This is a genomic window from Pseudomonas sp. JH-2 (assembly GCF_036231725.1).
Lineage (GTDB): Bacteria > Pseudomonadota > Gammaproteobacteria > Pseudomonadales > Pseudomonadaceae > Pseudomonas > Pseudomonas delhiensis.
On the sequence record NZ_JAZAQP010000022.1, the window covers coordinates 14,409 to 30,121 of the forward strand.

Genomic DNA, 15,713 nt, shown 5'->3' on the forward strand with positions numbered 1-15,713 from the left:
GCGGCTGTGGTCAGCCGCGCAGTTCGCCCTTGCTCGAGGCGGGCGTCACATTCTGGGTGGCGCCGGGTTCGCCAGTCAGTACCGCCCGGGTGCGTTGCAGGTCGATGTCGTTTTCCCAGCGGGCGATGACCACGGTGGCGACGCAGTTGCCGATCAGGTTGGTCAGCGCCCGGCCGATGCCCATGAACCAGTCCACCGAGAGCACCAGCACCAGGCCGGCGGCGGGGATGGCCGGTACCGCGGCGAGGGTGGCGGCGAGGATCACCAGGGCCGAGCCGGGGATGCCGTGGGCGCCCTTGGAGGTTACCAGCGACACCAGCAGGATGGTCAGCAGGTCGCTGATGGCCAGCGGCGTGCCGGTGGCGTGGGCGATGAACACCACCGCCAGGGTCAGGTAGATGGAGAAGCCGTCGAGGTTGAAGGAGTAGCCGGTGGGGATCACCAGGCCCACGGTGGAGCTGCGGATGCCCATGTTCTCCAGCTTGCGCATCACCTGCGGCAGCACGGCATCGGAAGAGGCGGTGCCGAGGACGATCAGCAGTTCCTCGCGGAAGTAGCGCAGGAACGGCCGCAGGCGCACGCCGCTCAGGCGCAGCACGGTGCCCAGCACCAGGCACACGAAGACGATGCAGGTGAGGTAGAACACCAGCACCAGGGCGCCCAGGTGGCTCAGCGACTCCAGGCCGTAGCGGCTGGTGGTGAAGGCCACCGCGCCGAACACGCCCAGCGGCGCCAGGCGCACGATCATGCCCATGATGCGGAAGACCACGTGGCTGAACTCGTTGATCAGCCGCGCCACGCCGCTGGCCTGTTCACCCACCAGGTTCAGGGCGCTGCCGAACAGCACGGCGAACACCAGCACCTGGAGGATGTCGTTGTTGGCGAAGGCGCTGAACACCGAGGTGGGGATCAGGCCCATGATGAAGTCCACCGGCCCGTGGATGTCCTTGGTGTGCGCGGTGTAGGTCGCGGCATCGCCGGCGGAGAGGCCGTTCAGGTCGATGTTGGCGCCGCTGCCCAGGCCGCTGCCGTAGGCCACCAGCAGGCCGAGGAGGAGGGCGAGGGTGGTGAGGATCTCGAAATAGACCACCGACTTCAGGCCGATGCGCCCGACCTTCTTCAGGTCGCCCGCGCCGGAGATGCCGTTGACCACCACGCAGAACACGATGAGCGCGATGAGCATCTTGATCAGCTTGATGAAGCCGTCGCCCAGCGGCTTGAGCTGGGCCGAGAAGTCCGGAAGGCCGACACCGAACAGCACGCCGAGGGCCAGGCCGAGCACCACTTGCAGGAAGATCGAGCGGGAACAGCGGTGGATGAGCATTGGGGGGTCTCCGTTGTCTGCGCCCGTCCGCATCCACGGGGGAGGGCTGAGGCGCGCAGTTATTGTTCTGGTATTACCGGTCAGACCAGTTCAGGGTATGCCCATGGGGCGCCGCCGGCAAGTACGGCGTGGGGGATGGTGCGACGAATGGTTCCGGAGAAGGGGGGATTAGAGAGGATTTAGGCTCTAGATCGATGGTCTTGCGGGGGGCGGGATTCTGTTCGGGGGAAGTCGGCAGGGGGATTCAACTGGTCAGACCGGTATGGGCGGCGAGGCCAATCGCGGACGGAGTCCGCTCCTACAGTCCCAGGAAACACCGTATAGGAGCGGACTTTGTCCGCGATTGGCGGATAACGCCGTAGGCGTTATGCGCCCTACGAAAACACCGCCATGGCTCCATGCCCTGGCTTGCAGCTTGCAGCTTGCAGCTTGCAGCTTGCAGCTTGCAGCTTGCAGCTTGCAGCTTGCAGCCGCTTCAATCCAACTTCACCACCTTGGCCAAAACGATCTTCGGCCCCTTCATCTTCTTCACGATGATGCGCAGGCCGTCGGCTTCCAGCACTTCTTCCTCTTCCGGCACGCGCTTGAGGGTCTCGTAGATCAGGCCGGCGAGGGTGTCCGCCTCGATGTGGTCGAGGTCGATGCCCAGCAGGCGCTCCACCTTGAACAGCGGGGTGTCGCCGCGCACCAGCAGCTTGCCCGGCTGGTAGGCGAGGATGCCGCGCTCGGTCTTGCGGTGCTCGTCCTGGATGTCGCCGACCAGCACTTCCAGCACGTCTTCCATGGTCAGGTAGCCGATCACCTTGTGGTCGGCCTCCTCCACCAGGGCGAAGTGCGCGCCGCCCTGGCGGAACTGCTCCAGCAGGCGCGACAGCGGCATGTGCTTGGTCACCAGCTCCAGCGGGTGGGCCAGCTCGTCGAGGTCGATGGTTTCCGGCTGGCTGTCGGTGGTCGCTAGTTCCAGCAGCAGGTCCTTGATGTGCAGCAGGCCGGTGAACTCGCCCTTCTCGGCGTCGAACACCGGGTAGCGGCTGTACTTGTGCCGGCGGATGGTCGCCAGCACGTCGGCCAGCGGCGCGTGGCGTTCCAGGTAGACCAGGTCCTCGCGGGAGTTGGCCCAGTCCACCACTTCCAGCTCGCCCAGCTCCACCGCCGAGGCCAGCACGCGCATGCCCTGGTCGCTGGGGTCCTGGCCACGGCTGGAGTGCAGGATCAGCTTGAGCTCCTCGCGGCTGTAGTGGTGCTCGTGGTGCGGGCCCGGCTCGCCCTGGCCGGCGATCTTGAGGATGGTGTTGGCGCTGGCGTTGAGCAGCCAGATGGCCGGGTACATCAGCCAGTAGAACAGGTACAGCGGCACCGCGGTCCACAGCGACAGCAGCTCCGGCTTGCGGATCGCCCAGCTCTTGGGGGCCAGCTCGCCGACCACGATGTGCAGGTAGGAGATGATGAAGAAGGCGCTGAAGAAGGACACGCCGCGGATGACTTCCTCGGAATGCACGCCCACCGCGGCCAGCAGCGGCTCCAGTAGCTCGGCGAAGGCCGGCTCGCCGACCCAGCCCAGGCCCAGGGAGGCCAGGGTGATGCCCAGCTGGCAGGCGGAGAGGTAGGCGTCGAGCTGGTTGTGCACCTTGCGCAGGATGCTGCCGCGCCAGCCGTGCTGCTTGGCGATGGTCTCCACGCGGGTGGAGCGCAGCTTGACCATGGCGAACTCGGCGGCGACGAAGAAGCCGTTGAGCAGGACGAGGAGAAGGGCGAAGAGTACGAGGCCGAAATCGGCGAAATAGGTCAGCAATTCGCTACTGGGGGAAGGGTCCATGGTTCTGTTGGCTGATGAATGAGCGAGTAAGCATGGCGGCAGCGTGCGGCCGTGGCAAGACGACGTTGGTTCAGGCGACCTGCTGCCGGGGGAAGTGGCAGACGAAACTGCTGCCCTTGCCCGGCACGCTGCTGATGTCCAGGGTGGCGCGGTGGCGGATCAGCACGTGCTTGACGATGGCCAGGCCCAGGCCGGTGCCGCCGGTGCTGGCGTTGCGGCTGGAGTCCACGCGGTAGAAGCGTTCGGTCAGGCGCGGCAGGTGCTTGGGGTCGATGCCGATGCCGCTGTCCTGCACCGCCAGGTGCGCGCCCTGCTCGTCGCCCCACCAGCGGATGCGGATCTCGCCGCCCTCGGGGGTGTACTTCACCGCGTTGAACACCAGGTTGGAAAAGGCGCTGCGCAGCTCCGCCTCGCTGCCCTTGAGCTTCACCTTCGGGTCGGCCTCCAGGCTGATGCGGTGCCCGCGGGCGCCGGACAGCGCCTGGGCGTCGTTGCGGATGGCCAGCAGCATCAGGTCCACCGCCACCGGCTTGTTGTCCGCCGGGTAGTCGGTGGCCTCCAGCTTGGCCAGCAGCAGCAGGTCGTTGAGCAGGGCCTGCATGCGCGCGGCCTGCTGCTGCATCTGCTGCAGGGCGCGGGCCCAGCGCGGGTTGATGTTCTCGGCGTTGTCGAGGAAGGTCTCCAGGTAGCCGGCGATCACCGTCAGCGGCGTGCGCAGCTCGTGGGAGACGTTGGCGACGAAGTCCTTGCGCATCTGCTCCAGGCGCTGCACGCGGGTGACGTCGCGGGCCAGCATCAGGTGCTCGCCGTTGCCGTAGAGGGTGATCTGGAACTGCAGCAGCAGCTTGTCGTCCACCGGCGAGGGCATGTCCAGCGGCTCCTGGTAGTCGCCGCGGGCGAAGTATTCCTTGAAGCGCGGGTTGCGGATCAGGTTGGTCACCGCCTGGCCGCCATCCTGCGGGCTCTTCAGGCCGAGCAGGCGTTCGGCGGCGAGGTTCCACCACTCCAGGTTGCCGTCGGCGTCGAGCATGACCACCGCATCGCGCAGCGCCGCGGTGGACTCCTGCATGCGGTCGATCACTGCCTGCAGGCGTCCGCGGGCGCGCTGGTTGCGCCGCTGCAGGTGGTAGATGCTGTCGAACACCTCGCCCCACAGGCCGTAGCCGTCGGGTGGCGGTTCGTCCTCGCGGTGGTTCTTCAGCCATTTGTGCAGGCGCAGCACCTGCCAGAGGGTCCAGCCGAGGTAGACACCCAGGCAGCCGGCCAGGGCCCAGGCGTATTGCCCGCTCACCACGCCTATCAGCGCGGCGGCGACTATCAGCAACAGCAGATGGCGGATCAGGGCGCCACGCCAGTCTTGGTTCACCAGGTCCTTTCCTTGTGAATATCAGGCGCGGGGGCGCGGTCAGCTCTTGGTGGAGAAACGATAGCCGGTTCCACGGACCGTCTGCACCAGGTTCTCGTAGACCTCGCCCAGGGCCTTGCGCAGGCGGCGGATGTGCACGTCGACGGTGCGCTCCTCGACGTAGACGTTGCCGCCCCACACCTGGTCGAGCAACTGGCCGCGGGTGTAGGCGCGCTCCTGGTGGGTCATGAAGAACTGCAGCAGGCGGTACTCGGTGGGGCCCATCTCGGCCGGCCTGCCGTCGATGGTGACGCGGTGGCTGATGGGGTCGAGCATCAGGCCGCCGACCTCGATCGGCGTCTCGCTGTCGCCGGCGCCGGTGCGGCGCAGCACCGCCTTCAGCCGCGCCACCAGCTCGCGCGGCGAGAAGGGCTTGGTGATGTAGTCGTCGGCACCGACCTCCAGGCCCTGGATCTTGTTGTCCTCCTCGCCCTTGGCGGTGAGCATGATGATCGGGATGTCCTGGGTCATCTCGTCGCGCTTCAGGCGCCGCGCCAGCTCGATGCCGGAGGTGCCCGGCAGCATCCAGTCGAGCAGGATCAGGTCCGGCTTGCGGTCGACGATGGTGGCGTGGGCCTGCTGCGCGTTCTCCGCCTCCAGGCATTCGTAGCCGGCCATCTCCAGGGCCACGGCGATCATCTCGCGGATCGGCGCTTCGTCGTCAACGATGAGGATTGTCTTGCCAACCATGGTCTCGCCTCGGGAATTCTGTACTGCGCCGCATTAGATAACGGAATTATTACAGCGATGTGACGCGGGCATGTTAGCCGAGGCACATGCCGGCGGGTGGCGGGGCGCTCTACTATGCTGATGTGACCGCCCCCACCGGGCGGCCCCACGCGCGTTCCCGGGGCCGTTGTGACGGCCTGCCCGACCTGCCGCCGATTCCGGCCGCGCCTCCCTTGCGAGTCCGACCTCAGAAGAGGAGATTCACGATGAATTGCAAACACCTGGCGCTGGCCCTGTGCCTGGCGCTGCCGGCCATGGCGGCGCAGGCGGCGGAACCGGCGACCACCAAGAACGGCATGCTGGTCGATGCCAAGGGCATGACGCTGTACACCTTCGACAAGGACAGCGGCGGCAAGTCGGTGTGCAACGACAAGTGCGCGCAGAACTGGCCGCCCCTGGCCGCCGAGACCGGCGCCATGGCCAGCGGCGACTGGAGCGTGATCACCCGCGACGACGGCACCCAGCAGTGGGCCTACAAGGGCAAGCCGCTGTACACCTTCGTCCAGGACAAGGCCGCCGGCGAGGTGAAGGGCGACGGCAAGATGAACGCCTGGCACATCGCCAAGCCGTGATGCGGCGGGGGATACCCCTGTAGGAGCGGGCCCTGCCCGCGATTCGCGCGCAGGGCGCGCTCCTACAGGGAGCACGGGGCGTAGGGCGATACATCCTGCTCTTGTAGGAGCGAGCTTGCTCGCGAACCGCATGGCACCGCATTTGTTCGCGAGCAAGCTCGCTCCTACAGGAAGCCGTGCCTTGCCCGTAGGGTAGGCGCCAGGCTCAGCGCAGCGCGTAGTCCACCACGGTACCGACGAAGATCGCCAGGCCCGCCCAGTGGTTGTGCAGGAAGGCCTTGAAGCAGGCCTGCGGATCACGCTCGCGGGTGGAGTGGAATTCCCAGGCGAAGCAGCCGGCGGCCACCACCAGGCCGGCGTAGAACCACAGGCCCATGTGCAGCTTGCCGGCGGCCAGCACCAGCAGCAGGAGCATCAGGCCCTGCAGGCTGAGGTTGATCACCCGGTCGGCGTCGCCGAAGAGGATGGCGGTGGATTTCACCCCGATCTTCAGGTCGTCCTCGCGGTCGGTCATGGCGTAGTAGGTGTCGTAGGCCACCGTCCACAGCACGTTGGCGAAGAACAGCAGCCAGGCCGCGGCCGGCAGCGTGCCGCTGGCGGCGGTGAAGGCCATGGGGATGCCCCAGGAGAAGGCCGCGCCCAGCACCACCTGCGGGTAGTAGGTGTAGCGCTTCATGAAGGGGTAGAGCGCGGCGATGGCGGCGCCGCCGAAGGACAGCCAGATGGTCTGCTCGTTGGTGCACAGCACCAGCACGAAGCTGGAGGCCAGCAGGCTGAAGAAGGCGATCCAGGCCTCGCTCACGCTGATCTTCCCGGTGGCCAGGGGCCGCGCCTTGGTGCGCGCCACGTGGCCGTCGAAGTCGCGGTCGGCGAAGTCGTTGATCACGCAGCCGGCGGCGCGCATCAGCACGGTGCCGAGGACGAAGATCACCAGGTTCTTCAGGCTGGGCAGGCCGCCGCTGGCCATCCACAGCGCCCACAGCGTCGGCCACAGCAGCAGGTAGATGCCGATGGGCTTGTCCATGCGCGTCAGCTGGATGAAGTCCCAGGCGCGGGGGTGCAGGCGGGCGAGGGGTTTGATCAGGGCGGCGAACATGGCGGGCTCCGACGGACGATCGGAGGATTATACGGCCTCGACTCCGGCAGCGCGCCACAGGCGCGGCAGGAACACCTCGGCCACCAGCACGCCCAGGCGGTCGCGGCGGAAGCACGAGCGGCGGCCCCAGAGCAGCACGCGGCGCACTTCCAGGGGCAGGAAGGGCGCGGGGTACAGGCACACCTCGATGACGTCGCGGCGGAAGGCGCTGTCGCTGAACAGCAGCTCGCCGAGCGAGCGCCTGCCCAGCTGCGCCAGGTCGAAGCCCGAGGCTTCCAGGGCCGAGCGGGCCGCCACGCTGCGGGCGAAGACCCACGGCTGGCCGTGGCCGCGCAGGTAGACCTCGCGCACCCAGCCCTGGCTGTGGCTGGGCACGCCCAGGGCGGTGCACTCGTCGTTGCGCAGCACCTGCCAGCCTTCCAGCAGCGGTTCGACGCTGAAGGCGCCTTCGGCGAGGGCGGTGAGGCGGCGGGTCAGGGAGCCCTGGTCGAACAGCCAGTCGTGCACGGCGGGTTCGACGTTCGCCGGCAACTGGTCTTCGTTGAGCCAGTTCGGCAGAGGTACGGAAAGGTCGGACACGGGAATTCAACGCTGACGTAGGACCGCCGCAGGGTACCACGGATCGATGATCGTTAGCCTGCGACCTATCGCCCCCCGCGCCTCATTCCCAGCCCTGCAGGCGCATGGTGGCGCGGACCAGGCGCTGCTCCTCCTGCTCGATCTCGCGCAGGTTGTCGCGGATGCTGTGGATATGTTCGCGGGCGGCGCGCTGGGCCTGGTCCGGCAGGCGCTCGACGATGGCGTTGTACAGGCGCGTGTGCTGGCGGTCGATCTGCCGCTTCTGCAGCGGCCGGTGGTAGAGGTTGTTCACCGAGGCGAACACGGTGCTGAGCATCAGCTCGCTGAGCGACTGCAGGGTGTGCACCAGCACCGGGTTGTGCGAGGCCTCGCTGATCGCCCGGTGGAAGGCGTGGTCGCGGCGGGCGTGTTCGCGCGGGTCCGGCGGCGGCGTCTCGCTCTGGGCCAGGAGCATCTCCTCGTAGCGGCGCTTGAGCAGGATCAGGTCGGCATCGGTGGCGCGCAGCGCGGCCAGGCGCGCCGACTCGCCCTCCAGCAGGGCGCGCACCTCCAGCAGGTCGTAGAGGGTCCGTGGCTGCGAGGCGAACAGGTGCATCAGCGGCGTGGCGTCGTTGGCCCGGCTGAGGTCGGCGACGAAGGAGCCGCGGCCCTGCTCGGTGTCGATGATGCCGCGCCCGCGCAGGATGCGCAGGCCCTCGCGCAGCGCCGAGCGCGAGCAGCCGAGCTTGTCCACCAGGCGCCGCTCCGAGGGCAGGGCCTGGCCGACCTTGAGCACGCCATCGACGATCAGCCGCTCGATGCGCTCGGCCACCTGGTCGGCGACCCGCGCGCGGGCGCCGCTGCTTTGGCTTTCCATTCGTCCTCCAACTGGTCCTACCAGTTCGAATGCATGGCGCCACTCTAGACTACCCGATGCGCTTTGATAAGGCCGCTGAACGGCCTCCTGGCCGAAAGTCGAGTGTCTAAACTGGTAGGACCAGTGCTGCGGCAACTGGACGCAGGTTCGTCCGGCGGTCCAGTCTGCGCCGACCTGAGACCCGTCAGTCCAGCAGCCGCCCCGGTTCGCCGGGGCGGCGCCACCCATAAGAAAAACCACCGTGTGAGACCCGATGAACATCCTCTACGATGAGCGCCTCGACGGCGCACTGCCGAAGGTGGACAAGGCCGCGCTGCTCGCCGAGATGCGCGCCGCGCTGCCGGACCTGGAGATCCTCCACGAAGCCGAGGACCTGCGCCCCTACGAGTGCGACGGCCTCTCCGCCTACCGCAGCACGCCGATGCTGGTGGTGCTGCCCGAACACGTCGAGCAGGTGCAGACCCTGCTGCGCCTGTGCCACCGCATGCAGGTGCCGGTGGTCGCCCGTGGCGCCGGCACCGGGCTGTCCGGCGGCGCGCTGCCGCTGGAGCAGGGCGTGCTGCTGGTGATGGCGCGCTTCAAGCGCATCCTCGAAGTGAACCCCGAAGGCCGCTACGCCCGTGTGCAGCCCGGCGTGCGCAACCTGGCCATTTCCCTGGCCGCCGCGCCCCACGGGCTGTACTACGCGCCGGACCCGTCGTCGCAGATCGCCTGCTCCATCGGCGGCAACGTCGCCGAGAACGCCGGCGGCGTGCACTGCCTGAAGTACGGCCTGACGGTGCACAACCTGCTCAAGGTGGACATCATCACCGTCGACGGCGAGCGCCTGACCCTGGGCTCCGACGCCCTCGACAGCCCGGGCTTCGACCTGCTGGCGCTGTTCACCGGCTCCGAGGGCATGCTCGGCGTGGTGGTCGAGGTGACCGTCAAGCTGCTGCCCAAGCCGCAGGTGGCCAAGGTGCTGATGGCCAGCTTCGACGACGTCGAGAAGGCCGGCCGCGCGGTCGGCGACATCATCGCCGAGGGCATCATCCCCGGTGGCCTGGAGATGATGGACAACCTGTCGATCCGCGCCGCCGAGGACTTCATCCACGCCGGCTACCCGGTGGACGCCGCGGCCATCCTGCTGTGCGAGCTGGACGGCGTGGAATCCGACGTCCACGAGGACTGCGAGCTGGTCGACGCGGTGCTGCGCAAGGCCGGCGCCACCGACGTGCGCCTGGCCCGCGACGAGGACGAGCGCGCCAGGTTCTGGGCCGGGCGCAAGAACGCCTTCCCGGCGGTGGGCCGGATTTCCCCGGACTACTACTGCATGGACGGCACCATCCCGCGCCGCGAGCTGCCGCGCGTGCTCAACGGCATCAGCGAACTGTCCGAGGAGCACGGCCTGCGCGTGGCCAACGTGTTCCACGCCGGCGACGGCAACATGCACCCGCTGATCCTCTTCGATGCCAACGTCCCCGGCGAGCTGGAGCGCGCCGAGGCCCTGGGCGGGAAGATCCTCGAACTCTGCGTGGCGGTGGGCGGCAGCATCACCGGCGAGCACGGCGTGGGCCGCGAGAAGATCAACCAGATGTGCGCCCAGTTCAACGCCGAGGAGCTGACCCTGTTCCACGCGGTGAAGGCCGCCTTCGACCCCCAGGGCCTGCTCAACCCCGGCAAGAACATCCCGACCCTGCACCGCTGCGCCGAGTTCGGCGCCATGCACATCCACCACGGCCAACTGCCGTTCCCGGAACTGGAGCGCTTCTGATGCAGCAACAGCACTTCGACCCCCAGGCCGGCCACGACCGCAGCGCCGAGCTGCTCGAACAGGTGCGCCAGGCCCTGGCGGAAAAGACCGCCCTGGCCATCCGCGGCGGCTCCAGCAAGGCCTTCCTCGGCCGCTGGGTGGAGGCCCGCCCGCTGGACGTGGCCGGGCACACCGGGATCGTCTCCTACGACCCCACCGAGCTGGTGATCACTGCCCGCGCCGGCACCCCGCTGCGCGAGCTGAACGCCGCGCTGGACAGCGCCGGGCAGATGCTCGCCTGCGAGGCGCCCTGTTTCACCGACAACGCCACGGTCGGCGGCATGCTCGCCGCCGGGCTGTCCGGCCCGCGCCGGCCCTGGGCTGGCGCGGTGCGCGATTTCGTCCTCGGCACCCGGCTGATCAGCGGCCTGGGCACCCACCTGCGCTTCGGCGGCGAGGTGATGAAGAACGTCGCCGGCTACGACCTGTCGCGCCTGCTGGCCGGCAGCTTCGGTTGCCTGGGCGTGATCACCGAAGCCTCGTTCAAGGTCCTGCCCAAGCCGCGCTGCCGCATCAGCCTGCGCCAGGAAATCCCCCTGGAGCGCGCCCTGCTGCGCCTCGGCGAATGGGGCCAGCAGCCGCTGCCGCTGAGCGCCGCGGCCCACGACGGCAAGCACCTGTACCTGCGCTTCGAAGGCAACGAAGGCTCGGTGCGCGCCGCCTGCGACCGCATCGGCGGCGAGGCCCTGGACGACGCCTGGTGGGACGACCTGCGCGAACAGCGCCTGGACTTCTTCCGCGACCCGCGGCCGCTCTGGCGCCTGTCGCTGCCGGCGCTCAGCGCGCCGCTGGCGCTACCCGGCGAGCAACTGCTGGACTGGGGCGGCGCGCAGCGCTGGCTGAAGTCCGAGGCTGGCGCCGCGGAGATCCGCCAGGCGGTGAGCGCCGTCGGCGGCCACGCCACCTGCTTCACCCCGGGCCAGGTCGACGACCCGCTGCACCCGCTGCCGGCGCCCCTGCTCAAGCTGCACCGCTCGCTGAAGCGCCAGCTCGACCCGCAGGGCATCTTCAACCCCGGGCGCATGTACGCCGACTTCTGACGCGGATAGACCTATGCAGACCAACCTGAGCGAAGCGGCCAAACGCCTGGCCCACGCCGAGGAAGCCGAACGCATCCTGCGCAGCTGCGTGCACTGCGGCTTCTGCAACGCCACCTGCCCGACCTACCAGGAGCTGGGCGACGAACTGGACGGCCCGCGCGGGCGCATCTACCTGATCAAGCAGTTCCTCGAGCAGGACCAGGTCAGCGAGAAAACCCAGGAGCACCTGGACCGCTGCCTGACCTGCCGCAACTGCGAAACCACCTGCCCCTCGGGCGTGGAATACCACAAGCTGCTGGACATCGGCCGCGCCGCCATCGAAGTGCGCGTGCCGCGGCCGCTGGGCGAGCGCCTGCTGCGCGGCGGCCTGCGCGCCATCGTGCCGCGCCCGGCGCTGTTCAAGGCGCTGGTGAACACCGGCGAGGCGCTGCGGCCGATCCTTCCCGTGGCGCTGCGCAGTCACCTGCCGCGGGCCATAGCCCCGGCCGGTGTGCGCCCGGCGGAGCGCCACAAGCGCCGCGTGCTGATGCTCGAAGGCTGCGTGCAGCCGGCATTGTCGCCGAACACCAATGCGGCCACCGCGCGGGTGCTGGACCGCCTCGGCATCAGCATCGCCACGGCGGCCCAGGCCGGTTGCTGCGGCGCCGTGGACTACCACCTCAACGCCCAGGATACCGGCCTCGACCGCGCCCGGCGCAACATCGACGCCTGGTGGCCGGCCATCGAGAACGGCGCCGAGGCCATCGTGCAGACCGCCAGCGGCTGCGGCGCCTTCGTCAAGGAATACGCCTACCTGCTGCGCGACGACCCGCAGTACGCCGCCAAGGCCAAGCGCGTCAGCGAACTGGCCAAGGACCTGGTCGAGGTGATCCGCGCCGAGCCCCTGGAAAGCCTCGGCCTGCACTGCGACCAGACCCTGGCCTTCCACTGCCCCTGCACCCTGCAGCACGCCCAGACGCTCGGCGGCGCCGTCGAGGCGGTGCTCAGGCGCCTGGGTTTCAACCTCACCGCGGTGCCCGACAGCCACCTCTGCTGCGGCTCGGCCGGCACCTATTCACTGACCCAGCCGGAGCTCTCGCACAAGCTGCGCGACAACAAGCTGGACGCCCTGGAAAGCGGTCGGCCCGACCTGATCGCTACCGCCAACATCGGCTGCCAGACCCACCTCGACGGCGCCGGACGCACCCCCGTCCGGCACTGGATCGAGCTGGTCGACCACGCCCTCACCACCGGAAGCTGACGCCATGCAAAGCAAAGCCGTACTCACCCAGGAAGACGTCACCCGCATCCTCGCCGCCGCCCGCGCCGAAGCCCAGGCCAACCAATGGGCGGTGGCCATCGTCGTGGTCGACGACGGCGGCCACCCGCTGGCCCTGGAACGCCTCGACGGCTGCGCGCCGGTCGGCGCCTACATCGCCACCGAGAAGGCCCGCAGCGCCGCCCTGGGCCGCCGCGAGACGCGCCTGTACGAGGAAATGATCAACAACGGCCGCACCGCCTTCCTTTCCGCCCCGGTGCTGCAGGGCACCCTGGAAGGCGGCGTGCCTGTCGTCCATGAGGGCCAGGTGGTCGGCGCGGTCGGCGTGTCCGGCGTGCAGGCCGCGCAGGATGCCCAGGTGGCCAAGGCCGGCGTGGCCGCGCTCTGAGCACTCGACGAACACAGGAGAACCTTGCGATGACCCAACGAATCACCCGCCAGCGCCTGCAGGTCGCCGACGTACTGCAACGCTTCATCGAGGACGAGGCCCTGCCGGGCACCGGTGTGCAGGCCGAGGCCTTCTGGCAGGGCTTCGACGCCCTGGTCCACGAGCTGGCGCCGAAGAACCGCGCGCTGCTCGCCGAGCGCGACCGCCTGCAGGCCGAGCTGGACAACTGGCACCGCGCCCACCCCGGCCCGATCCAGGACATGCCGGCCTACCGCGCCTTCCTCGAATCCATCGGCTACCTGCTGCCGGCGCCCGCCTCGGTGCAGGCCAGCACCGCCAACGTCGACACCGAGATCACCCAGCAATCCGGCCCGCAGCTGGTGGTGCCGGTGATGAACGCGCGCTATGCGCTGAACGCCGCCAACGCCCGCTGGGGCTCGCTGTACGACGCGCTCTACGGCACCGACGCGATCAGCGAGGACGACGGCGCCGAGAAGGGCAAGGGCTACAACCCGCGTCGCGGCGAGAAGGTCATCGCCTTCGCCCGCGCCTTCCTTGACCAGGCCGCGCCGCTGGCCCAGGGCAGCCACGCCGACGCCACCGCCTACCGCATCGAGCAGGGCCAGCTGCGCGTGACCCTGGAGGACGGCAGCGTCGCCGGCCTGGCCCAGCCGCAGAAATTCGTCGGCTACCAGGGCGAGCCGCTGGCGCCCAAGGCCGTGCTGCTGAAGAACAACGGCCTGCACTTCGAAATCCAGATCGACTCCACCAGCCCCATCGGCCAGACCGACGCCGCCGGCGTGAAGGACGTGCTGGTCGAGGCCGCGCTGAGCACCATCCTCGACTGCGAGGACTCGGTCGCCGCGGTGGACGCCGAGGACAAGACCCTGGTCTACCGCAACCTGCTGGGCCTGATGAAGGGCGACCTCAGCGAGGCGGTGGAGAAGGGCGGCAAGAGCTTCGTCCGGCGCATGAGCGCCGACCGCCAGTACACCGCTGCCGATGGCTCGGCGCTGACCTTGCACGGCCGCTCGCTGCTGTTCATCCGCAACGTCGGCCACCTGATGACCACCCCGGCGATCCTCGACGAGAGCGGCGCGGAAATCCCCGAGGGCATCATGGACGCGGTGCTCACCGGCCTGGTGGCGATCCACGACCTGCAGCGCAAGGGCAACTCGCGCACCGGCAGCGTCTACATCGTCAAGCCGAAGATGCACGGCCCGCTTGAGGTGGCCTTCGCCGACGAACTGTTCGGCCGCGTCGAGGACGTCCTGGGCCTGCCGCGCAACACCCTGAAGATGGGCATCATGGACGAGGAGCGGCGCACCAGCGTCAACCTCCAGGCCTGCATCGGCGCGGCCAGCGCGCGGGTGGTGTTCATCAACACCGGCTTCCTCGACCGCACCGGCGACGAGATGCACAGCGCCATGGAAGCCGGCCCGATGCTGCGCAAGGGCGACATGAAGGGCACGAAATGGATCGCCGCCTACGAGCGCAACAACGTGCTGGTCGGCCTGGCCTGCGGCCTGCGTGGCCGCGCGCAGATCGGCAAGGGCATGTGGGCCATGCCGGACCTGATGGCGGCCATGCTCGAACAGAAGATCGGCCACCCGAAATCCGGCGCCACCACCGCCTGGGTGCCGTCGCCCACCGCCGCCACCCTGCACGCGCTGCACTACCACCAGGTGGACGTGCAGGCGGTACAGGGCGAGCTGCAGAAGGTCGACCTGGCCAGCGTGCGCGACGAGTTGCTGAACGACCTGCTGAGCGTCCCGGTGGCCGCGTCCGCCGACTGGAGCGCCGAGGCCCGCCAGGAGGAGCTGGACAACAACTGCCAGGGCATCCTCGGCTACGTGGTGCGCTGGGTCGAGCAGGGCGTGGGCTGCTCCAAGGTGCCGGACATCCACGACGTGGGGCTGATGGAAGACCGTGCCACCCTGCGCATCTCCAGCCAGCACATCGCCAACTGGCTGCACCACGGCGTGGTGCCCGAGGCCCAGGTGCGCGAGACCCTGGCGCGCATGGCCAAGGTGGTGGACGCGCAGAACGCCGGCGACCCGGCCTACCGCCCGATGGCCGCGGACTACCAGGGTTCGGCGGCCTTCCAGGCGGCCAGCGACCTGGTCTTCAAGGGCCGCGAGCAGCCCAGCGGCTACACCGAGCCGCTGCTGCATGCCTGGCGTTTGCGGTACAAGGCGCGGAGCTGAACCTGCCCTTGTAGGAGCGAGCTTGCTCGCGAACGGTGCTCACCCGAGGCTTCGGTGTCCTGCTGTGACTCCGCTCCCTCTCCCTAACCCTCTCCCTGAAGGGAGAGGGGACCGTTCGGCGTGCTCGGATATTTCAGAGTCAGCCGGCAGCTCTGCAGTTTCCGGCTGAAACCATTCCTTCTCTCGGCACGGGCTAGCCCCCTCTCCCTTCGGGGAGAGGGCTGGGGAGAGGGACTCTTCAGGACGCGCACCAACCCCAGCCGGCAGAACACCGTTCGCGAGCAAGCCCGCTCCTACGAAAAGCCAACCCCCCACCCACGCGCCACCCATCTTTGGTTGGCCCTGAATGAGCGCCCAACCGCCCGGCGGCGTCTTGGCGCACGCCGGGAATTGCGTTAGCGTGCGGCCGCAACCGTGGTAACCCGCCCGAGGGGTAGACAATGAAAAAGTGGCAATGCGTAGTCTGCGGACTCATCTACGACGAATCCCAAGGCTGGCCGGAAGAGGGCATCGCAGCGGGCACCCGCTGGGAAGACGTGCCCGAGGACTGGCTGTGCCCGGACTGCGGCGTCGGCAAGCTGGACTTCGAGATGATCGAGATCGGCTGAGCCGTCCCGGCATCCCTGCGAGCGGCGGCCAGTGGCCGCCGTT

General features: G+C 68.8%; 14 protein-coding genes. 7 read left to right on the forward strand and 7 right to left on the reverse strand.

What is annotated here, in order from left to right; all coding sequences use genetic code 11:
- Positions 1-10: 10 nt before the first annotated feature.
- From VV867_RS16415 to phoB, 4 genes are all read right to left on the reverse strand, one after another.
- Positions 11-1,357, reverse strand: a complete 1,347-nt coding sequence (locus tag VV867_RS16415) for a C4-dicarboxylate transporter DctA (protein ID WP_442965035.1) — start codon at positions 1,355-1,357, stop codon at positions 11-13.
- 442 nt (positions 1,358-1,799) lie between these two features.
- Positions 1,800-3,140: a hemolysin family protein gene (locus VV867_RS16420; RefSeq protein WP_109937182.1), complete on the reverse strand. Its 1,341-nt coding sequence runs from the start codon at positions 3,138-3,140 to the stop codon at positions 1,800-1,802.
- A gap of 70 nt (positions 3,141-3,210) precedes the next feature.
- Positions 3,211-4,506, reverse strand: coding sequence for a phosphate regulon sensor histidine kinase PhoR (phoR, locus tag VV867_RS16425; protein ID WP_328567007.1), 1,296 nt, complete (start codon positions 4,504-4,506; stop codon positions 3,211-3,213).
- Between the two features lie 39 nt (positions 4,507-4,545).
- Positions 4,546-5,235 carry a phosphate regulon transcriptional regulator PhoB gene (gene phoB, locus VV867_RS16430; protein ID WP_089390722.1) on the reverse strand — a complete coding sequence of 230 codons (690 nt, stop codon included), beginning with the start codon at positions 5,233-5,235 and terminating at the stop codon, positions 4,546-4,548.
- A gap of 245 nt (positions 5,236-5,480) precedes the next feature.
- Here phoB and VV867_RS16435 point away from each other — a divergent pair, with 245 nt between their 5' ends.
- Positions 5,481-5,846 (forward strand): COG4315 family predicted lipoprotein, encoded by a 366-nt coding sequence (locus VV867_RS16435; protein WP_109937180.1) that lies wholly within the window; start codon positions 5,481-5,483, stop codon positions 5,844-5,846.
- Between the two features lie 205 nt (positions 5,847-6,051).
- Here the strand turns inward: VV867_RS16435 and ubiA are convergent, their stop codons facing one another.
- The 3 genes from ubiA to glcC all read right to left on the reverse strand — a co-directional run bounded on the left by ubiA (position 6,052) and on the right by glcC (position 8,377).
- Positions 6,052-6,942 (reverse strand): 4-hydroxybenzoate octaprenyltransferase, encoded by an 891-nt coding sequence (ubiA, locus tag VV867_RS16440; protein ID WP_328567008.1) that lies wholly within the window; start codon positions 6,940-6,942, stop codon positions 6,052-6,054.
- Positions 6,943-6,969: 27 nt separating this feature from the next.
- Positions 6,970-7,527, reverse strand: coding sequence for a chorismate lyase (locus VV867_RS16445; protein ID WP_371921205.1), 558 nt, complete (start codon positions 7,525-7,527; stop codon positions 6,970-6,972).
- 76 nt (positions 7,528-7,603) lie between these two features.
- Positions 7,604-8,377, reverse strand: a complete 774-nt coding sequence (gene glcC, locus VV867_RS16450) for a transcriptional regulator GlcC (RefSeq protein ID WP_109937178.1) — start codon at positions 8,375-8,377, stop codon at positions 7,604-7,606.
- Positions 8,378-8,630: 253 nt separating this feature from the next.
- Between glcC and glcD the strand changes: the two genes are divergently transcribed.
- The 6 genes from glcD (at position 8,631) to VV867_RS16480 (ending at position 15,670) form a co-directional block, all read left to right on the forward strand.
- Positions 8,631-10,130, forward strand: coding sequence for a glycolate oxidase subunit GlcD (glcD, locus tag VV867_RS16455; protein WP_275628221.1), 1,500 nt, complete (start codon positions 8,631-8,633; stop codon positions 10,128-10,130).
- A complete protein-coding gene (glcE, locus tag VV867_RS16460) occupies positions 10,130-11,209 on the forward strand; it encodes a glycolate oxidase subunit GlcE (RefSeq protein WP_328567009.1) in 1,080 nt (359 codons plus the stop codon). The genes glcD and glcE overlap by 1 nt, the downstream gene beginning before the upstream one ends.
- A gap of 13 nt (positions 11,210-11,222) precedes the next feature.
- Positions 11,223-12,449, forward strand: a complete 1,227-nt coding sequence (gene glcF, locus VV867_RS16465; protein WP_328567010.1) for a glycolate oxidase subunit GlcF — start codon at positions 11,223-11,225, stop codon at positions 12,447-12,449.
- 4 nt (positions 12,450-12,453) lie between these two features.
- Positions 12,454-12,855 carry a heme-binding protein gene (locus VV867_RS16470; RefSeq protein WP_328567011.1) on the forward strand — a complete coding sequence of 134 codons (402 nt, stop codon included), beginning with the start codon at positions 12,454-12,456 and terminating at the stop codon, positions 12,853-12,855.
- 29 nt (positions 12,856-12,884) lie between these two features.
- Positions 12,885-15,062 (forward strand): malate synthase G, encoded by a 2,178-nt coding sequence (locus tag VV867_RS16475; protein WP_328567012.1) that lies wholly within the window; start codon positions 12,885-12,887, stop codon positions 15,060-15,062.
- A gap of 440 nt (positions 15,063-15,502) precedes the next feature.
- Positions 15,503-15,670, forward strand: coding sequence for a rubredoxin (locus VV867_RS16480; protein WP_009614173.1), 168 nt, complete (start codon positions 15,503-15,505; stop codon positions 15,668-15,670).
- Positions 15,671-15,713 lie beyond the last annotated feature (43 nt).

Bases quoted from the DNA above. Each gene is read 5' to 3' on its own strand.
- glcE (WP_328567009.1), top strand. From the start codon at position 10,130: ATGCAGCAACAGCACTTCGACCCCCAGGCCGGCCACGACCGCAGCGCC.
- ubiA (WP_328567008.1), bottom strand. From the start codon at position 6,942: ATGTTCGCCGCCCTGATCAAACCCCTCGCCCGCCTGCACCCCCGCGCC.
- glcD (WP_275628221.1), top strand. From the start codon at position 8,631: ATGAACATCCTCTACGATGAGCGCCTCGACGGCGCACTGCCGAAGGTG.
- VV867_RS16435 (WP_109937180.1), top strand. From the start codon at position 5,481: ATGAATTGCAAACACCTGGCGCTGGCCCTGTGCCTGGCGCTGCCGGCC.
- phoB (WP_089390722.1), bottom strand. From the start codon at position 5,235: ATGGTTGGCAAGACAATCCTCATCGTTGACGACGAAGCGCCGATCCGC.
- VV867_RS16475 (WP_328567012.1), top strand. From the start codon at position 12,885: ATGACCCAACGAATCACCCGCCAGCGCCTGCAGGTCGCCGACGTACTG.
- VV867_RS16470 (WP_328567011.1), top strand. From the start codon at position 12,454: ATGCAAAGCAAAGCCGTACTCACCCAGGAAGACGTCACCCGCATCCTC.
- VV867_RS16480 (WP_009614173.1), top strand. From the start codon at position 15,503: ATGAAAAAGTGGCAATGCGTAGTCTGCGGACTCATCTACGACGAATCC.
- VV867_RS16415 (WP_442965035.1), bottom strand. From the start codon at position 1,357: ATGCGGACGGGCGCAGACAACGGAGACCCCCCAATGCTCATCCACCGC.
- VV867_RS16420 (WP_109937182.1), bottom strand. From the start codon at position 3,140: ATGGACCCTTCCCCCAGTAGCGAATTGCTGACCTATTTCGCCGATTTC.
- glcC (WP_109937178.1), bottom strand. From the start codon at position 8,377: ATGGAAAGCCAAAGCAGCGGCGCCCGCGCGCGGGTCGCCGACCAGGTG.
- glcF (WP_328567010.1), top strand. From the start codon at position 11,223: ATGCAGACCAACCTGAGCGAAGCGGCCAAACGCCTGGCCCACGCCGAG.